This is a genomic window from Methylobacterium sp. Leaf100, from assembly GCF_001422845.1.
In the GTDB taxonomy this organism is placed as follows: Bacteria; Pseudomonadota; Alphaproteobacteria; order Rhizobiales; family Beijerinckiaceae; genus Methylobacterium.
This window is the reverse complement of record NZ_LMMW01000015.1, coordinates 1-15,481: the sequence shown is the minus strand read 5'-3', so window position 1 is coordinate 15,481 and position 15,481 is coordinate 1. Positions and strand designations below refer to the sequence as shown.

The 15,481-nt window shown below is 69.3% G+C and carries 18 protein-coding genes and 1 pseudogene; 7 read left to right on the top strand and 12 right to left on the bottom strand.

Annotated elements, in window-relative coordinates:
• Nucleotides 1-5: 5 nt before the first annotated feature.
• Both ureG and chrA read left to right on the top strand, forming a co-directional pair.
• A complete protein-coding gene (gene ureG, locus ASF25_RS11565; RefSeq protein ID WP_056265404.1) occupies nucleotides 6-635 on the top strand; it encodes an urease accessory protein UreG in 630 nt (209 codons plus the stop codon).
• Nucleotides 636-669: 34 nt separating this feature from the next.
• Nucleotides 670-1,863, top strand: a complete 1,194-nt coding sequence (gene chrA, locus ASF25_RS11560; RefSeq protein WP_056304779.1) for a chromate efflux transporter — start codon at nucleotides 670-672, stop codon at nucleotides 1,861-1,863.
• On the opposite strand, the gene ASF25_RS11555 is transcribed toward chrA, so the two are convergent.
• The 7 genes from ASF25_RS11555 to ASF25_RS22700 form a co-directional block, all read right to left on the bottom strand.
• Nucleotides 1,864-2,604 (bottom strand): molybdopterin-dependent oxidoreductase, encoded by a 741-nt coding sequence (locus ASF25_RS11555; RefSeq protein ID WP_056304776.1) that lies wholly within the window; start codon nucleotides 2,602-2,604, stop codon nucleotides 1,864-1,866.
• Nucleotides 2,597-3,316 (bottom strand): cytochrome b/b6 domain-containing protein, encoded by a 720-nt coding sequence (locus tag ASF25_RS11550; RefSeq protein WP_056304774.1) that lies wholly within the window; start codon nucleotides 3,314-3,316, stop codon nucleotides 2,597-2,599. Before ASF25_RS11550 ends, ASF25_RS11555 begins: the two co-directional genes overlap by 8 nt.
• A complete protein-coding gene (locus tag ASF25_RS11545; RefSeq protein WP_056304772.1) occupies nucleotides 3,313-3,909 on the bottom strand; it encodes an SAM-dependent methyltransferase in 597 nt (198 codons plus the stop codon). The genes ASF25_RS11550 and ASF25_RS11545 overlap by 4 nt, the downstream gene beginning before the upstream one ends.
• Entirely contained in the window at nucleotides 3,906-5,093 is a 1,188-nt protein-coding gene (locus tag ASF25_RS11540) for an acyl-CoA dehydrogenase family protein (RefSeq protein WP_056304770.1), read from the bottom strand. The genes ASF25_RS11545 and ASF25_RS11540 overlap by 4 nt, the downstream gene beginning before the upstream one ends.
• A 129-nt stretch (nucleotides 5,094-5,222) precedes the next feature.
• A complete protein-coding gene (locus ASF25_RS11535) occupies nucleotides 5,223-6,482 on the bottom strand; it encodes an SfnB family sulfur acquisition oxidoreductase (RefSeq protein ID WP_056304768.1) in 1,260 nt (419 codons plus the stop codon).
• Nucleotides 6,483-6,522: 40 nt separating this feature from the next.
• Entirely contained in the window at nucleotides 6,523-7,638 is a 1,116-nt protein-coding gene (gene sfnG / locus ASF25_RS11530; protein ID WP_056304766.1) for a dimethylsulfone monooxygenase SfnG, read from the bottom strand.
• Nucleotides 7,639-7,652: 14 nt separating this feature from the next.
• Nucleotides 7,653-7,952, bottom strand: a complete 300-nt coding sequence (locus ASF25_RS22700; RefSeq protein WP_156368952.1) for a hypothetical protein — start codon at nucleotides 7,950-7,952, stop codon at nucleotides 7,653-7,655.
• A gap of 391 nt (nucleotides 7,953-8,343) precedes the next feature.
• Between ASF25_RS22700 and ASF25_RS11525 the strand changes: the two genes are divergently transcribed.
• From ASF25_RS11525 to ASF25_RS11510, 4 genes are all read left to right on the top strand, one after another.
• Nucleotides 8,344-8,763: a hypothetical protein gene (locus tag ASF25_RS11525; protein ID WP_056171163.1), complete on the top strand. Its 420-nt coding sequence runs from the start codon at nucleotides 8,344-8,346 to the stop codon at nucleotides 8,761-8,763.
• Nucleotides 8,764-8,890: 127 nt separating this feature from the next.
• Entirely contained in the window at nucleotides 8,891-9,625 is a 735-nt protein-coding gene (locus tag ASF25_RS11520) for a LuxR family transcriptional regulator (protein ID WP_056171160.1), read from the top strand.
• A gap of 88 nt (nucleotides 9,626-9,713) precedes the next feature.
• Nucleotides 9,714-10,433 (top strand): acyl-homoserine-lactone synthase, encoded by a 720-nt coding sequence (locus ASF25_RS11515; protein ID WP_056265385.1) that lies wholly within the window; start codon nucleotides 9,714-9,716, stop codon nucleotides 10,431-10,433.
• Between the two features lie 46 nt (nucleotides 10,434-10,479).
• Nucleotides 10,480-10,689: a hypothetical protein gene (locus ASF25_RS11510; RefSeq protein WP_156368951.1), complete on the top strand. Its 210-nt coding sequence runs from the start codon at nucleotides 10,480-10,482 to the stop codon at nucleotides 10,687-10,689.
• 83 nt (nucleotides 10,690-10,772) lie between these two features.
• Here the strand turns inward: ASF25_RS11510 and ASF25_RS11505 are convergent, their stop codons facing one another.
• Entirely contained in the window at nucleotides 10,773-11,417 is a 645-nt protein-coding gene (locus ASF25_RS11505; protein ID WP_082502632.1) for a response regulator transcription factor, read from the bottom strand.
• A 359-nt stretch (nucleotides 11,418-11,776) separates the two neighbouring features.
• Between ASF25_RS11505 and rocF the strand changes: the two genes are divergently transcribed.
• Entirely contained in the window at nucleotides 11,777-12,706 is a 930-nt protein-coding gene (gene rocF / locus ASF25_RS11500; RefSeq protein ID WP_056171150.1) for an arginase, read from the top strand.
• Nucleotides 12,707-12,745: 39 nt separating this feature from the next.
• Here the strand turns inward: rocF and ASF25_RS23900 are convergent, their stop codons facing one another.
• The 4 genes and pseudogenes from ASF25_RS23900 to ASF25_RS22690 form a co-directional block, all read right to left on the bottom strand.
• Nucleotides 12,746-14,266: a methyl-accepting chemotaxis protein gene (locus ASF25_RS23900; protein WP_056304762.1), complete on the bottom strand. Its 1,521-nt coding sequence runs from the start codon at nucleotides 14,264-14,266 to the stop codon at nucleotides 12,746-12,748.
• On the bottom strand, nucleotides 14,263-14,583 hold the full coding sequence (locus ASF25_RS11490; RefSeq protein ID WP_056171144.1) for a hypothetical protein: 321 nt from the start codon (nucleotides 14,581-14,583) through the stop codon (nucleotides 14,263-14,265). The genes ASF25_RS23900 and ASF25_RS11490 overlap by 4 nt, the downstream gene beginning before the upstream one ends.
• Nucleotides 14,584-14,765: 182 nt before the next feature.
• Nucleotides 14,766-15,129: pseudogene (locus tag ASF25_RS22695) on the bottom strand (sugar transferase); the annotation flags it as partial.
• A 1-nt stretch (nucleotide 15,130) separates the two neighbouring features.
• A partial coding sequence (locus ASF25_RS22690) for a sugar transferase (RefSeq protein ID WP_210168825.1) occupies nucleotides 15,131-15,481 on the bottom strand: 351 nt, incomplete at both ends.

Below are 15,481 nucleotides of genomic sequence, written 5' to 3'. Positions count from 1 at the left end.
CAACGATGACCTCTCCCAACGGCCGCTCTCCCAACGGTCCTTTGCGCGTCGGCATCGGCGGCCCCGTCGGCTCCGGCAAGACCGCCCTGATGGAGCAGCTCTGCAAGCGCTTCCGCGACACCTATGACATCTGCGCCATCACCAATGACATCTACACCAAGGAGGATGCCCGCATCCTCACGGTGGCGGGCGCGTTGCCCGAGGAGCGGATCATGGGGGTCGAGACCGGCGGCTGCCCGCACACGGCGATCCGCGAGGACGCGTCCATCAACCTCGCGGCCGTGGCCGAGATGCGCCGGCGTTTTCCGAAGCTCGACCTGATCCTCATCGAATCGGGTGGCGACAACCTCGCGGCCACCTTCTCGCCGGAGCTCGCCGACCTCACCCTCTACGTCATCGACGTCGCCGGGGGCGAGAAGATCCCGCGCAAGGGCGGCCCCGGCATCACCCGCTCCGATCTCCTCATCGTCAACAAGACCGACCTCGCGCCCCTGGTCGGCGCCGACCTCGGCGTGATGGAGGCCGACACCAAGCGGATGCGGGGGACGCGCCCCTACGTGTTCGCCTCGCTCCGCGACGGCCACGGTGCCGACACCGTCGCCCGGTTCATCGTCGAGGCCGGCGGGCTTGCCTGAGCCTGCGGCGGGCTTGCCTGAGCCTGCGGCGCTCTTGCCTGACTCCCCAGCAGGCTCCGTCCGGGAAGTCTTCGTTGCCTTCCTGAAGCTTGGCCTCACGGCCTTCGGCGGCCCCGTCGCCCATCTCGGCTACTTTCGCGAGGCCTTCGTGGCGCGGCGGCGCTGGATCGACGAAGCGGCCTACGCCGACCTCGTCGCCCTGTGCCAGTTCCTCCCCGGTCCCGCCTCGAGCCAGGTCGGGTTCGCCCTTGGAATCCTTCGGGCGGGGAGCCTGTGGGGCGGGCTCGCGGCCTTTGCGGGCTTCACCCTGCCGTCCGCCCTGATCCTCGTCGGAATCGCCTACGGCGCCGGATCGGGCGGCCCCATGCTGGCTGGCCTCCTGCACGGCCTCAAGCTCGTCGCCGTGGCGGTCGTGGCCCAGGCCGTCTGGGGCATGGCCAGAACCCTGGCGCCGGACCCCATGCGTGCCGGGATCGCACTCGGTGCTCTCTGGCTCGCGGTGCTGGCCCCGACGGCGTTCGGTCAGGTCGGTGCGATCGGGTTCGGCGCCGTCGCCGGCCTCGTCCTGTGCCGGGCGATGGCTCCCACCCCGGTCGGACACCTCTCCGTTCCCCTGTCCCGGCGGACGGGGACCGTGGCGCTGACGCTGTTTCTGGGGCTGCTCGTCGGCTTGCCGATCCTGGCGACCTGGCTGCCCTCGCAGGGCATCGCCGTGGTCGATGCGTTCTACCGGGCCGGAGCCCTCGTCTTCGGCGGCGGCCACGTGGTGCTGCCGCTCCTGCGGGCCGGCACCGTCGATCCGGGCTGGATCGGCGCCGACGCGTTCCTCGCCGGCTACGGCGCGGCGCAGGCCGTGCCGGGGCCCCTCTTCACCTTCGCGGCCTATCTGGGTGCCGCCCTGAAGCCGCCGCCGAACGGATTTCCGGGCGCTGCCCTGGCGCTGGCGGCGATCTTCCTGCCCGGCCTCCTCCTCGTCACCGGCGCCCTGCCGTTCTGGGACGAACTCCGCAGGAAGCCCCTGGCCCAGGCGGCCCTGCGCGGGGGCAACGCCGCCGTGGTCGGGCTGCTCGCCGCCGCCCTCTACGATCCGGTCTGGACGGGCGCCATCGGCAGCGCCCGAGATGTGGCCCTCGCCGCCACCGCCTTCGTGCTCCTGACGGTGGGGGGCGTCGCGCCCTGGATCGTCGTCGGGCTGACGGCCCTGGGCGGCCTCGCTTTGGGCGGCTGATCAGATGCCGGCGTACCAGGGGAAGCCGAGTTCGGCGACCATGCTGCCGCGTCCCTTGCCGTAGCCGTCGACGCGCTCGGCCGCCTCGATGGCCGAGATGTACTTGAGGCTCTTGTAGCCGAGCTGGCGTTCCACGCGCAGGCGCAGGGGCGCGCCGTGCTTCACCGGTAGGTCGCCTCCGTTCATGCCGTAGGCGAGGATGGTCTGCGGGTGGAGCGCGTCGAACAGGTCGTAGCTGTCCCACCAGCCATCGACGCTGCGGATCACGATGAAGCGGGCCTCAGGCTTCAGCCCCACCTGCGCGAGGAGACGGGCCAGGGGTACGCCGGTCCACTCGCCGATGGCCGACCAGCCCTGCTCGCAGGAATGCAGGGTCACCTGGGTGCGCGACGGCATCGCCTTGAGGTCGGCGAGGGAGAAGGCGCCGGGCCGCTCCACGAGGCCGGTGACGGGCAGCTTCCAGTCGGCGAACGCAGTTTGCCTCGATCGCTTGTAGGCGGGGTCGTCGGGATCGGTGGTGTTGATGGTGGGGAACACCGTCGAGATCTGGCTGCGGTCGAACTCGCGCACCAGGGGCTGGTGCCGGAGCAGCCAGCGCTGGACCGCGAAGGTGAGGCCGTTGCTCCAGTCGTAGGGGGTGGCCAGATGCGACAGGGCCGGCGCATGGCAGCCGCTCACGAGGCCGGCACCGAAGAGGGCCCCCGAACCGGTGAGGAGGCGGCGGCGCGACAGGTCACGCATCGGGTGTCTCCCGGTTGGCTGGCGTGTCCGGCGGAACGGCGAAGCGCCCGGTGATCATCGAGCGCGTGAGGTTGACGGCCCCGCCGACGAAGACCTGACCGACATGGACGAGGAGGAACAGGACCAGCAGGCTGGCGAAGACGAAGTGCAGGGTGCGGGCCGATTGCCGGCCGCCGAACAGGGTGAAAAGCTCGGGGAACGCCGCCGTGACGCCGGGCGACATGGTGAGGCCGGTGAGCACCATCAGGGGGAACAAGCCCAGGATCACGGCCAGATAGGCGAATTTCTGTAGGGCGTTGTAGCGCAGAGCCTCCCGCCCCGTGGCCGGCCGCAGCCGGGCATGGTCGGCGATCTCGCGGGCGAGGTGGTCGGGCGCCAGCTGATCCCGGTCCGGCAGGAGGTTGCGGCGCAGATGTCCGCCGAAGAGCGCGAGGAGCAGGTAGATCCCGCCGTTGAGGACGAGGATCCAGGCGGCGAGAAAGTGGAGATTACGGCCCCAGCCGGTCTGCTCGAGGTTCACCGGGAGAGGCAGCACCAGGGCGGCGGGGGCGTCGTTGGCGCCGGTCTCGCCCCAGAACAGGCGCGGCAGGGCGAGCAGGATTGCGATGCCGCTCACCAAGAGCGCGCCGAACGCAGCCGTGTTCACCCAATGGGTCAGGCGCACCCAGGCGCGGTGCCGGAACACCGTCTGCCGAGGCACCCGGCCGGTCATGGCGTGGCACCGATCGTCCGCAGCACATCGAGGCGGTAGCGGTCCGTACGGGTCTGGCGATACGGCTCCAGGGTACCGGCCGTTCCGGCGATGAGCGCCTCGACGGCGTCGTCGCCGCTGAGCGGATAGTTCGTCTCGCCGATCCAGTGGACGAGGACGATGTCGGCACCGGGCTTCACCGCCCGCACCATGTGTCCGGCGAGGCGGGCGAGGTCGGCGCGGGTGAAGAAGTACAGCACCTCCGATACCAGGATGAGGTCGAACCGGCCGGGCGGCCACGCGTCGGGCACCGCCGCGCGCAGGAACGCGACGTGCGGGCTGTCGGCGCAGCGGGCACGGGCCGCCGCGATGGCGGTCTCGGCGACGTCGAGGGACAGGAGCCGGGTGCAACGTTCCGCCAGCCGCCGGGTCAGCACGCCGATGGAGCAGCCGACTTCGAGAGCCTCGCCATAGGTGTCTCGCGAGAGGGCCGCCAGGGTGGCGTCGTACTTGGCCGCCTCGTAGGCGCTGGTGGTGAACCCCCACGGGTCCGGGTTTCCGGCGTAGATACCGTCGAAATAATCTGGCGGGAGGGATTCGGTGGGTCGGGTCATGCGGCGCGACCGGACTGGAGACCCGCGCGGTTCGCATCGCGTGGGTCGCGCCAGAGGGTGTCGGCCGGGCGGTCGTCGGCCAGCACGTGGGCGGCGGCGTGGGTCAGCGCCCGGTCGGGACCCGGCTGGCGCAGATAGGTGGCGAGATCGCGCATGAGACGCTCCAGGGGGTGGGTCTGGAGGAAGCCGGCGAGCCCCACGGAGCGCTGGGCGCGCTCCAGCACGTCGAGGCCGGCGCGCTCCACGGCGATGCGGGTGAGGTTGACGTAGGCGATCACCCGCGCGGGCTCCGCGTCGGGGTCGTTGGCGAGGGCAGCGGCCCGGCTAACGAAGAGCCGCGCCGTCTCCACGGCGATGGCCGCCTCGCCGAGACGCGCCGCCTGATGTGGGTCGCCACCGCGCCCGGTGGCGACGAGATGCGCCCGCACGGTATCGAACACGGCCTCGATCCCGCCGAGCTGCACGGCGGTGAAGCGCCAAGCGCCACCGGAAAAATGCGGCTCGCGGAAGTAATCGTCGGCCTCACCCACCGCCGCCTGCCTGTCCACGGGAAGCCCGGAGAAGTCGAGCACCCCCGAGGTCGAGGCGCGCATGCCGTGGGCGCACCACGAAGTCAGGTCGGCCCGGGTGTCGGGCTCCAGGGTGACGACGAGCATCTGCTGGCGCCCATCGGGCCGCCGCGCGGTGACGAGGGGTCGCGTCACCGATCCCGCCCCCGAGGCGAAGGATTTCACGCCACCGAGCAGGCCGGCCCCAAGGGGATCGAGGTCGAGGCCGCCGGCCTGGGGCTGGGTGTTCCAGACCCCGAACAGGTGCCCGGCGCGGACATCCGCCGCGAGACGCGCGAGCACGGACTCGGACGCGTAGCGCAGGATCAGCGACAGGGCGTTGACATGGCCCTCGTAGAGCCGCCCGAGGGCGAGGCTACCGCGGCCGACTTCCGCGAGGACGTCGAGGAGCACCGGCGCCATGGTGGGCGCATCGAGGCCAGCGCCGCCGAGGGCCATGGGAAGCGGTGCCGCGAGCAGGCCGGCCTCATGGCAATGGGCCACGTCCTGCGCCGGAAATCCGCCGGTTCGGTCGAGGGCGTCCGCCCGCTCGGCGGCGAGCCGCGAAACCGCGCGGGCGGCGGCGCGGATTCGGGCAGGGCCGGCTTCGATGCGATCGGGGACGAGGAAGTTCATCCCTTGGAACATGGAACAGGCCTGAGCTTCCGCCAGTCGCCCAAGGGTCACAGCCCCCGCAAAACATGCGGCTTTCCCGATGGCATTCGCTGCGGGTCCACCGCTCGGGCGCGGGCGGCCCTCTCCGTCTCAGCTCCAGGCGTGGAACGGGGGGGCGACCCCGTTGAGGGCGTGGTTGCCCACGATGGCGTATTTCCAGCGCACCGGGTCGTGCAGGGTGTGGGTGCGGGCGTTGCGCCAGTGCCGATCGAGGTTGTGCTCGTCGAGGGTCGAGCGGGTGCCGGCGAGTTCGAACAGGGTGTTGGTGGCCGCGAGCGCCACCTCCGTGGTCAGCACCTTCGCTTCCGCCACGGCGAGCTGTGCCGCCGCGACGCTGCCGGCGTCGGGGGCGGCCACCGCCGCGTCGAGGGCGAGGCCGGCCCGGTCGAGGAGGGCTTCCGCCGCGTGCAGGCGGATGGTGAGGTCGCCGACGATGGCGATGGTGTGGGGATCGTCCGAGGCCCGCTCCAGGCCGCTGTCGATCCAGGGCCGCGATTTCGTGCGCACGAACGCGACGGTCTCGGCCAGCGCCTCGCGGGCGATGCCGGCATCGACGGCGGCCTGGATGACCTGGAAGATCGCCCCGTTGGCGCTCGGACGTTCGTAGCCCTTCCACGCCGGCACGAGGTGGCTCTTCTCCACCCGCACGCCCTCAAGGATCACCGTGCCGCTCGCCGTGGTGCGCTGGCCGAAGCTCGACCAGTCGTCGATGACGGACAGGCCCGGCGCGTTGCGCTCGGCGATGGCGTACCAGGGGCGTCCCTGATCGTCGACAGCGACGATGGGCACGAGGTGGGCGAGCAGCGCCCCCGTCGCGTAGAACTTGCGACCGTGGACGATGACATGGTCGCCGTGATCGACGAAATGGGTCTTGAAGTCGGCGGCCCTCGGCGTGCCGCTCTCGGAGAAGGCGTTGCCGAAGCGGGTGCCGGCCAGCACCTTGCCGAACAGCAGGGCCTTCTGCGCGTCGTCCGACACGGTGTCGATTGCGGCGACGATGCCGAGGTGGTTCTGGGCGATCTGCCCGATGGAGGGATCGGCCGCCGAGACGATGGCGATCACTTGTGCGAGGGTCCGGTAGGACACGCCCGGCCCGCCATGGGCCTTGGGCACGTTGATCGACCACAGGCCGCTCTGCGAGAAGGCGTCGAGCTCGGCGAAGGGCCGGCGCCCCGTGCGGTCGCGCTCGGCCGCCTCCGTGCGGAACGCGTCCGCCAGGGCGTGGGCGACGCGGAGTGCTTCGGCGTCGTCGCGGACGATGTGGGCGGGCTCCGACGGCTTCTCGGGGCCGGGGACTCCCTGGGGCACGCGGTTGGCCTCAATGGCACTCGCGCTGACGGCGATGTTCATGGCTGTTCTCCGGAGGATGTCGGAAGGGCGGTCGTTCGATTCAGGCGGCTTCCGCCCGGCGCCCGCGTTCCGCCTCCAGGGCCCGCACCCGTGGGATGATGTGCGCACCGAAATACGCGACCTCCTCCTGGAAATGCAGGAAGGCCAGCAGCGCCAGATCCACGCCGGCCTCCTTCAGGGCGACGATGCGCTCGGCGATCTGGTCGGGCGTACCGATGAGGTCGGTCTTGAAGCCGTCGTTGTACTGGACGAGGTCCTCGAAGCTCGATTTCGCCCAGTTCCCCTCCCCTTCCGGCGAAGCCTTGCCGGCGTTCTTCGCTTCATGGCCGAAGGCCTTGACCGCCTCCGGGTCGGCGTTGTCGATGATCTCCTTGAGGACGGCGCGGGCCTCCTCCTCCGTGTCGCGGGCGATGACGAAGGCGTTGACGCCGACCTTGACGGAATGGCCGTTGGCCCGCGCCTTCGCCTGGATGTCGTCGACCTGGGCCCGGATGCCCTCGGGGGTGTTGCCGTTGGTGAAGTACCAATCGGACACCCGCGCCGCCATGTCCCGCGCCGCCCTCGACGAACCACCCTGGAAGATCTCCGGCTGCGGGTCGGCGGGTTTCGGTTTCAGGGTGTAATTCGTGTAGCGATAGAAATCGCCCCGGAAGGTGTAGTTGTCCTGGGTCCAGATTCCTCTCAGGGCCGTAATGAACTCTTCCGAGCGCCGATAGCGCTCGTCGTGGTCGAGCCACGGCTCGCCGATGGCGCGGAACTCGCCAGAGAACCAGCCCGAGACCACGTTGATGGCGATGCGCCCCTCGCTCAACTGGCTGATGGTGGCGATCTGCTTGGCGGCCAGAGTCGGGTTCCACGGTCCCGGCAACAGGGCGGCGATCACCTTCAGTTTCGTGGTGGCGGCGAGCAGCGCATGACTGAAGGCCACGGATTCGTGCTGGTACTCAGCGCCGTAACCGGCGGTGAAGCGGATCTGCGTCAGGGCGTAGTCGAACCCTGCTTCCTCGGCGATCTGTGCCAGGCGCCGGTTGTAGGGCGCGTCCCAGCTCGTGCGTTGGGGAATCTTGCTGATGACGAGGCCGCCCGAGACATTGGGTACCCAGTAGGCGAACCGGATCGGGGCATCCGTCGCGTCGGCAGGTGGTCGAAGGCTCATGTGAGGATCCACATTCAAAAGGGGATACGTCCGGCGCCGAGCGCCGGACATGGAGCAACGAACTTCGCGAATGCTGGAGATGCAGCAGAAAAGTTGGTCGAAATATCATGCGACCCACAAATATTTGCGGCGCATTCTCGATCAATTTGAAGTATCAGCTCGTAATAGGTCTGCGTCAAAGGAAGCAAATGGCTTTTTGCGGCGCCGATGGAAAACAGCCTTCTCCCATTCGCATGTTCGACCACGCGATCGGTTCTCTGTCCGGCAGCACCGGGCTTTCCTCGGACGGGAGGGCGATGCTTCGCGGCGCGCAAGATTCCCCTCGTTCGCGCGGCGTCGCCGCCTTGAGGGGGGCGGGGCGGAATTCCGGAGTCACGAAGGAGGGGGCTATCGCAGGGCGTATGTCCGGCCGCCGCCGCATCGCTTCGGCCGACAGATCCGCAGGGGCCGGAGCGAAGTGCCCATTGCGCGCCATGAGCGGTTTTCCACCATCGATCCGACTGCGCTTCTCTATTGGGCAGTTCGGTGGTCGTCTCGTGAGCAGATTACGTAAATTAAAGGCAATGTACCAATCTGCAATACGACGCGGATTGTCAGAATAAGCCGGACGTTTAAGAGGGCGTTAACGATTCGACGGCCAGATTGGGTGGATCGTTTCTTGATCGGCTGCACATCGCATCCGGATCGGCAGGCAGGATCATCGCCATGGCTCGTGCGTCCCTTCCGCCCCTCGTCGTGCTGCTGGCCGGCGACGAGTTGACCCGTTCGATCACCACGAGTTGCCTGGAAGCCTCCGGCTACGATGTCCTCAGCGCCCGCACGGCCGGCGAGGTCGAAGCGTTGCTCCTGAGTCAGACCGTCCTGCGCCGGGTCGATGTCCTGGTGACCGATGCCGACGTGCGCGACGCCGTCGAGGGCGTATCCCTCGGGGCCGTCGCCCGCTGCCTCGATCCCGCCGTCGGAGTGATCTACACCACGCGCTCGCCGCGCACCCTGCCCGACGCCATCGTGGCGGGGGCACCCTGTCTGCGCACGCCCTATCATGCGCATCAGCTCGTGCGTCTCATCGCCGATCTGCCCCGGTCGCCGGAACCGGGCCGGACCGCCGTACGCCGGGCTGCTTGAGGCTGCGCCCTTCGCGGGCACGGTGCGACCCACCGGGTGATGCGTCGGGCGGCTACCTCACGCCTTCAACCTTTCACAAACCATCGATCCTGTTACAATCGCAGGAGGAATTCGCCGAGTAACGCTTGTGCACGATGTTCGTCAGACCGCGTTCGACATTATCCATCGGCTGCGATCGGCGGGGACTCAGCGGGCAGTCTATGCGGAGTTGCGCCGCACGGGGGCGATCTTCGGCTACGACGCGTTCCTCATCGGCGGCCTGCCGCAGTCACCGAACGAGAACCTGTCCGACTGTTCGCTGATTTCGGGCTGGCCGGTCGGCTGGGCGCAGCGTTACCAGGAGCGGAACCACCTCCATCGGGACCCGGTTATCCGCTACATCCGGGCGACGACGGAGCCGTTCCTGTGGCAGGAGGCGGCGACCCGTGGCGACGGGCACGGCCTCACCGTGATGAACGAGGCACGGGAGTACGGCCTCAGGGAGGGCTTCTGCGTCCCCTTCCACGAACTCGACGGCGGCGAGGCCGGGGTCAGCTTCGGCGGTACGCAGGTGCGGCTGTCGGATGATGCCCGCGCCGGCCTGCACCTCGTGGCGATCTACGCCATGTCCCGGGCCAAGGCGATCGCGCGCCGGATGCAGGACGACGATGCGGCGGATCGGGCTTTCGCGGGGCTGACCGACCGAGAGGTCGAGTGCCTGAAATGGGCCGCCGCCGGCAAGACCGCCTGGGAGACCTCCGTGATCCTGTCGATCTCCGCACGCACGGTGGAGCATCACCTCGCGGCCGCGGCGCGCAAGCTCAACGCAGCCAGTCGCGTCCAGAGCGTCGCCGAAGCCTTGCGGCGGGGCATCATAAGCTGATTCCAGTCGCCGCGATCCTCCGTAGATCTACGGATGCCTGATCGACCCAAGCTTGGCCAGAACTCCCTGCATCGCAGGGAGATCGGGCATGTTGAAGGTTCTGAGCGGCGACGTCGAGGCGCGGAATCCCGTCCTCATGGATCGGATCTATCGCTTCCGGCACGATTTTTTCGTCGATCACCTCAAGTGGGAGGCCTGCCGCAAGCCGGACGGCCGCGAGCGCGACCAGTTCGACGGGCCTGACTGCCTGCACGTCGTCGGCCAAGAACCGGTCGGCCGACAAACGACCGATCAAGAATTGGCCGGTCAACAGACGGCCGGTCAGGCGAGCGAAGTCATCGTCTCCTACTCGCGCCTGTTGCCCACCACCCGACCGCACCTGCAGACCCACCTTTATCCGGAACTCCTCAAGGGCGCGTCGGCGCCGTCGGGGCCGCGCATCTACGAATGGACGCGCTGCGCCGTGGCTCCGGCCAAGCGCGAAAGCGCCAAGGGCGTGGATGCCGTCTCGGGTGCCTCCTTCACCGCCGTGGCCGAGGCCGCCGAACATTTCGGCCTCGAAGGGCTCCTGGTCCAGACCCACCCGGTGCTGGTGACGCGCCTCATGGAGATGGGCTGGGACGTGGAGCCCCTCGCCCTGCCCTGCCCCTACGGCGATTCGCTCCTGCTACCGATCTACGCACGCCTGACCCCGGAGACTGTGGCCACCTGTCGACGGGTGTTCGGCCTGCCCGGATCGGTGCTGCGGATGCCCGCCCCCGACAGTCCGCGGCCAGCCGCGCGGTCCTCCCGCCGCCCGATGCCGTGAGCGGATCGCCACAACGCCCTTTCCCGTCTGTTGCCAGAGTACCACGATGCCGACCTTCCCCCACGAAATGCCCCTTCGCGCCCGTTCCGATCAGGACATCCCGGATCTCGAGGTCGAGCTCGTCTACCGCGCCGTCGATCACGCCATCCAACTGCGGGAATCCGTGGACCGGATTGCCGATCCGCTTCTGCGCACCCTGACCGATACGCTCCTGTTCGAGCTCGGCCGCCGCCTGGCGCGTCTGGAGGGCGAATGAAGGTGGGCACATGACCACGCTTGCGGGTGGGCCGCCGATCCGCAGGCGTGACGCGCCCTGCGCGGGCGGCCCCCGGCCGGACTTCAGGACCGTGTCCGGATATGGTCGAAATCGAGCCCGGCCGTCTCGATGACGATCTGGGTCCGGCTGCCCACTTCGAGCTTGCGCAGGATCTCCGTGACATGCGCCTTCACGGTGGAATCGCCGACCTGGAGGGCGTGGGCGATCTGCTTGTTGAGCTTGCCCTGGCGGATCATGCCGAGCACTCGCATCTGCTGGGGCGTGAGCCGGGCGACGCGCTCTGCGAGTTGCGTCCGCTCGGGCCGATTCGCGGCGCCGGCCAGGGCGGGCGGCAGGGAGAGGCCGCCCGCCAGGACGTCCGCGATCGCCCGCGTGAGGGTCGCCTTGTCCACCGCCTTGGGGACGAAGCCGGCCGCGCCGTGATGGATGGCGTCGCGCATGATGCGCGGATCGTCGAGGCCCGACACCACGAGGATCGGCACGCGGACGAACTGCGCCCGGATGGTGGCGAGGCCGTCGAAACCCTGCACGCCCTGCATCGACAGGTCGAGGAGAACGAGCTCGATGGCTCGCTCGCGCCCCAGGGTGGCGCAGGCGCCGGCAATCCCGTCCGCCTCGTGGAGCACCGCCCCCGGATAGGCGAGGGCGAGCGTGCTGGCCAAGGCCTCGCGAAACAGCGGGTGGTCGTCGACGATGAGGAGATGCATGGCGCGCTCACCTTGGGTCGGAACGATCCTGCGATGGTTCACACCGACCGCTTCCCGTCCAGCCTTCCCGTGCGGCGGTGGCGCCAGGGGAGCACGGTGCGGCCGTGGTGTCGAACGGGACCCAGGCTCCGTCCCCACCTGGGCTTCGTCTGCACCTAAGCAGGATTGCGCCATCGGGCCAACGTTCCCCCGGCCCACGACCGGGAAGCGACTGGCCGTGCTGCGCGTCGGGATCCCTCGCGAGGCCGGGCACCGGTTTTGCAGATCCCGTCCCCAACACCTCCCGGCAGCCGCGAACCGTCTTCGGATCGTCACCTCGCGGCTCCATGCGGGACCGGAACGGGAAGGCGATCAGACCCATGGACAGCCGACGCTGCATCCTCATCGGCGCGCCCGTGCAGGCGGGCACAAGGCGTCTCGGCTGCGATATGGGACCGAGCGCCTACCGGGCGGCCGGCCTCGGGCCTGCGCTCGCCGCCCTCGGCCTCGCCGTCGAGGATCGCGGCAATCTCGCGCCCTCGCCCGTCTCCGTCCCGTGCCACCCCAACCCGGCCGTCCACGGTCTCGCCGAGGTCGCAGCCTGGACCGCCGCCCTCACGGGGGCCGCCGACGACGCAGCGGGCGCGGGGGTGCCGATCTTTCTCGGCGGCGACCACAGCCTGTCGGCGGGGACCGTCGCGGGCATGAGCCGGCGGGCGGCCCGCGAAGGACGCCCGCTCTTCGTGCTGTGGCTCGACGCTCACCCCGACCTGCATACCCTCGACACCACCACGAGCGGCAACCTCCACGGGGTGCCCATGGCCTACGCCACGGGGGCTTCGGGCTTCGAAGGTTACCTGCCGCCGCTGGGCGCACCCGTCGATCCGCGCCACGTCTGCATGATCGGCCTGCGCAGCGTCGATCCGGCGGAGCGCGCGGCGCTGGCCACGGCGGGCATCCGCGTCCACGACATGCGCGCCATCGACGAGAACGGCATCGGCGTGCTGCTGGCGGGTTTTCTCGACCGGGTGTCGGGCGCCGGCGGTCTCCTGCACGTGAGCCTCGACGTCGATTTCCTCGAGCCCGGCATCGCGCCGGGGGTGGGCACCACGGTGCCGGGCGGCGCCACGTTCCGCGAGGCGCATCTCGCCATGGAGATGCTGCACGACAGTGGCCTCGTGCGCGGCCTCGATCTCGTCGAACTCAACCCGTTCCTCGACGAGCGCGGCCGCACCGCCCTGCTCATGTCGGATCTCGCCGCCAGTCTCATGGGCCGCCGGGTCCTCGACCGGCCGACCCCGAGTTTCTGATGGAAGGCCTGAAGGCGCTTGATTGCGAGGGGGTGTGGATCAGGCCGCCTGGGTCGATTCGGCGTGAAGGTCGCGGAGAAACGCGGCCGTTACATCTTCCAGAAGGACGACCTGATCGCGCACGGCCCGTGTCGAGGTCTGGACCTCGTCGGCCACGGCCGTGGTCGTTCCGAGGGCGGCCGCGACGGCGGTCACCTGGGTGGTGGCCGATTGCGCGTCCTCTACGGCGGCACCGACATTGGCGTCCATGGCCCGCGTCGCCGCGCGCTGGCGCTCGATGGCCTCGAACATCGCCGAAGTCGTGCGTTCGACATCGGCGATCCGCGCCGCGAAGCCGCGCATGAAGGCGATGGAGGTCTGCGTCGCTCCCTCGACGTCGCGGATCTGGGTCGCGATCTCTTCCGTCGCCCGGGCGGTCTGGCCGGCCAGCGTCTTCACCTCCGCCGCGACCACGGCGAAGCCCCGGCCGGCCGGGCCGGCGCGCGCGGCCTCGATGGTGGCGTTCAGGGCGAGCAGGTTTGTCTGCTCGGCCACCTGCCGGATCGCCGTGATCACCGAGCCGATCCGCTCGACGGAGACGGTGAGAGCGCCGATGGTCTCGCCGGTCTGGCGCGCCTCGTCGGCGGCGGCACGGGTGACGGTGTCGGTGGCCGCGAGGTGCCCGGCGATCTCGTTGGCCGCCGCCGTGAGACCGAGGCAGGTCTGCGCGATCTGATGGATGTTGCGACCGGCGTGCCGCGAACTCGCCGTCGCGCCGTCCGTGGTGTGCGTCGTCTCCTGGGCGAACCGCATGAGGCGGCCAGCGCTGCCCTCCATGCTTCCGAGGGTCTGGCCGATGGTCCCCACGGTACGGCCCACTATCCCCTGGAACGCCTGGACCTGAGCCTCGACGGCGAGCATCCGGGCCCGCTCGGCCTCGACCCTGGCCTCGATTTGAGCCATGGCCCGAGCCTTCAGGGTCTCGGCGGCGTCCCGGTCGGCCACGCTCTGCTGCAGGGCATCGCTCGCTGCGGCCCCGGCCTGGAGGCTCGCCACCAGCCAGACGAGGACACCGGTCTGGGCGATCAGGATGACGGCATGGAGGAGGACCCGGTCGATCCCCGCGCCATCCGGGAAGACGAAGCTCGGCACGATCAGGGAGAGCCCGAGATGGTGCACGGCGACGACGGCGGCGTAGGCCACCAGGGCCTTCCAATCGAGCCAGGCGGCGACGATGGCGAGGCAGGCGAAGAAGTACATGTGCACGTCGAGCTGGAGCGAGCGCCCGCCGCCCTCGCGGTGGAGGATCGCCACGAGAACCGCGACGAGGCCGGCGAGCGCCATGCTGGAAGCGATCCGGGTTCGTGCCCCGATGAGGCTGCGCGTGCTCAGAATGGTCGGCGGAAGCGCGAGGGCGAGGGCGGCCCCCGCCGCCGCCGCGTTCGGCAGGGTGCCTTGCCACGCGTTGAGCCCGATGACGAGGGCGACATTGACCCAAAGGAGCGCCACGATCGTCTTGCCGGACGTGGTCCGGATCTTGTCCAGTGTGGAGGCCCGTGGTGGAACCGGGTGCAGCGTCATGGGGCATTACCGAAGGGTTCACGCGTCGTCGGACAACCCGAGACGCTGCTGGCGTTGACGACGACCCAGGCCCCGGCCGCGCGCAGGCGCTGCGGGAAGTCCGCGTGCTCCGACACGGCAACCGCCATCCCGGCCATCCCGGCCTCGCGCAGCACGCGGCCGTCTGCCTCTCTGATGAGTTCGAGGAGCCGGATGGCGTTCGACCAGGGCGGAGCGATTACCAAAACGGGGCGGCCGGCCTCGGGCGCACCCACGATCAGGAGCGGGATTCCGATGGCCATTGCGAAGGGGACGAGCAGGTCGGACAGGAGCGCCATGAACAATGAATAGGCCTGCTTCCTTTGAAGAAGCTCTTAACGCTGCTTGAGTAAGCGCGTTGCCGGACGGCCTATCACTTGAGTTTCACCAATGGTGATCGGTTCAGGTGAGGCTGAAGATTGGTTGTTGCCGGCTTACGCGATGCCGGAAATGGTGGATCTATTTGTGTCGAACGGTGGGCTCAATAAGCATTTTTGGTGCTGATCAAAGACATCGGTGTCGCGAGCATGATCTTGATGTCGAACAGGACCGACCAGTTTTCGATATAGTGCAGGTCGTGTTCGACCCTGCGCTGGATCTTGTCGCTGGTGTCGCTCGCCACGCCAGCCGTTGACCTGCGCCCAGCCGGTGATCCCCGGCTTGACCTTGTGGCGGGCGAAATAACCGTCCACCACCTGATCGTAGAGCGTGTTCGAGACGTGACCCTGCAGGGCGTGGGGCCGCGGCCCGACGAGGGACAACTCGCCCTTGATCACGTTGAACAGCTGCGGCAACTCGTCCAGGGACGTCCGGCGGATGAAGCGGCCCACCGGCGTCACCCGCGGNCCCGACGAGGGACAACTCGCCCTTGATCACGTTGAACAGCTGCGGCAACTCGTCCAGGGACGTCCGGCGGATGAAGCGGCCCACCGGCGTCACCCGCGGGTCGCCCCGGGTCACCTGCCGGCTCGCGGCGACGTCGGCCTTGTCGTTGTACATCGAGCGGAACTTGTAGACCTCGATGGCCTCGTTGTTGAAGCCGTAGCGCTTCTGCCGGAACAGGACCGGACCGGGCGAGGTGAGGGCGACGGCCAAGGCCACGCCGAGCATCACCGGGCTGAGCGCCACCAGCATGGCGAGGCCGACGAGGCGGTCGAACACGCTCTTGGCGATGATGTCCCAGTCGGCCATCGGCTT

Bases quoted from the DNA above. Each gene is read 5' to 3' on its own strand.
- ASF25_RS11555 (WP_056304776.1), bottom strand. From the start codon at position 2,604: ATGCGTGACCTGTCGCGCCGCCGCCTCCTCACCGGTTCGGGGGCCCTC.
- ASF25_RS11525 (WP_056171163.1), top strand. From the start codon at position 8,344: ATGGCTCGTGCGTCCCTTCCGCCCCTCGTCGTGCTGCTGGCCGGCGAC.
- ASF25_RS11535 (WP_056304768.1), bottom strand. From the start codon at position 6,482: ATGAACATCGCCGTCAGCGCGAGTGCCATTGAGGCCAACCGCGTGCCC.
- ASF25_RS11550 (WP_056304774.1), bottom strand. From the start codon at position 3,316: ATGACCGGCCGGGTGCCTCGGCAGACGGTGTTCCGGCACCGCGCCTGG.
- ASF25_RS11515 (WP_056265385.1), top strand. From the start codon at position 9,714: ATGTTGAAGGTTCTGAGCGGCGACGTCGAGGCGCGGAATCCCGTCCTC.
- ASF25_RS23900 (WP_056304762.1), bottom strand. From the start codon at position 14,266: ATGACGCTGCACCCGGTTCCACCACGGGCCTCCACACTGGACAAGATC.
- ureG (WP_056265404.1), top strand. From the start codon at position 6: ATGACCTCTCCCAACGGCCGCTCTCCCAACGGTCCTTTGCGCGTCGGC.
- ASF25_RS11540 (WP_056304770.1), bottom strand. From the start codon at position 5,093: ATGAACTTCCTCGTCCCCGATCGCATCGAAGCCGGCCCTGCCCGAATC.
- ASF25_RS11510 (WP_156368951.1), top strand. From the start codon at position 10,480: ATGCCGACCTTCCCCCACGAAATGCCCCTTCGCGCCCGTTCCGATCAG.
- rocF (WP_056171150.1), top strand. From the start codon at position 11,777: ATGGACAGCCGACGCTGCATCCTCATCGGCGCGCCCGTGCAGGCGGGC.
- ASF25_RS11490 (WP_056171144.1), bottom strand. From the start codon at position 14,583: ATGGCGCTCCTGTCCGACCTGCTCGTCCCCTTCGCAATGGCCATCGGA.
- ASF25_RS11505 (WP_082502632.1), bottom strand. From the start codon at position 11,417: ATGCATCTCCTCATCGTCGACGACCACCCGCTGTTTCGCGAGGCCTTG.
- ASF25_RS11545 (WP_056304772.1), bottom strand. From the start codon at position 3,909: ATGACCCGACCCACCGAATCCCTCCCGCCAGATTATTTCGACGGTATC.
- sfnG (WP_056304766.1), bottom strand. From the start codon at position 7,638: ATGAGCCTTCGACCACCTGCCGACGCGACGGATGCCCCGATCCGGTTC.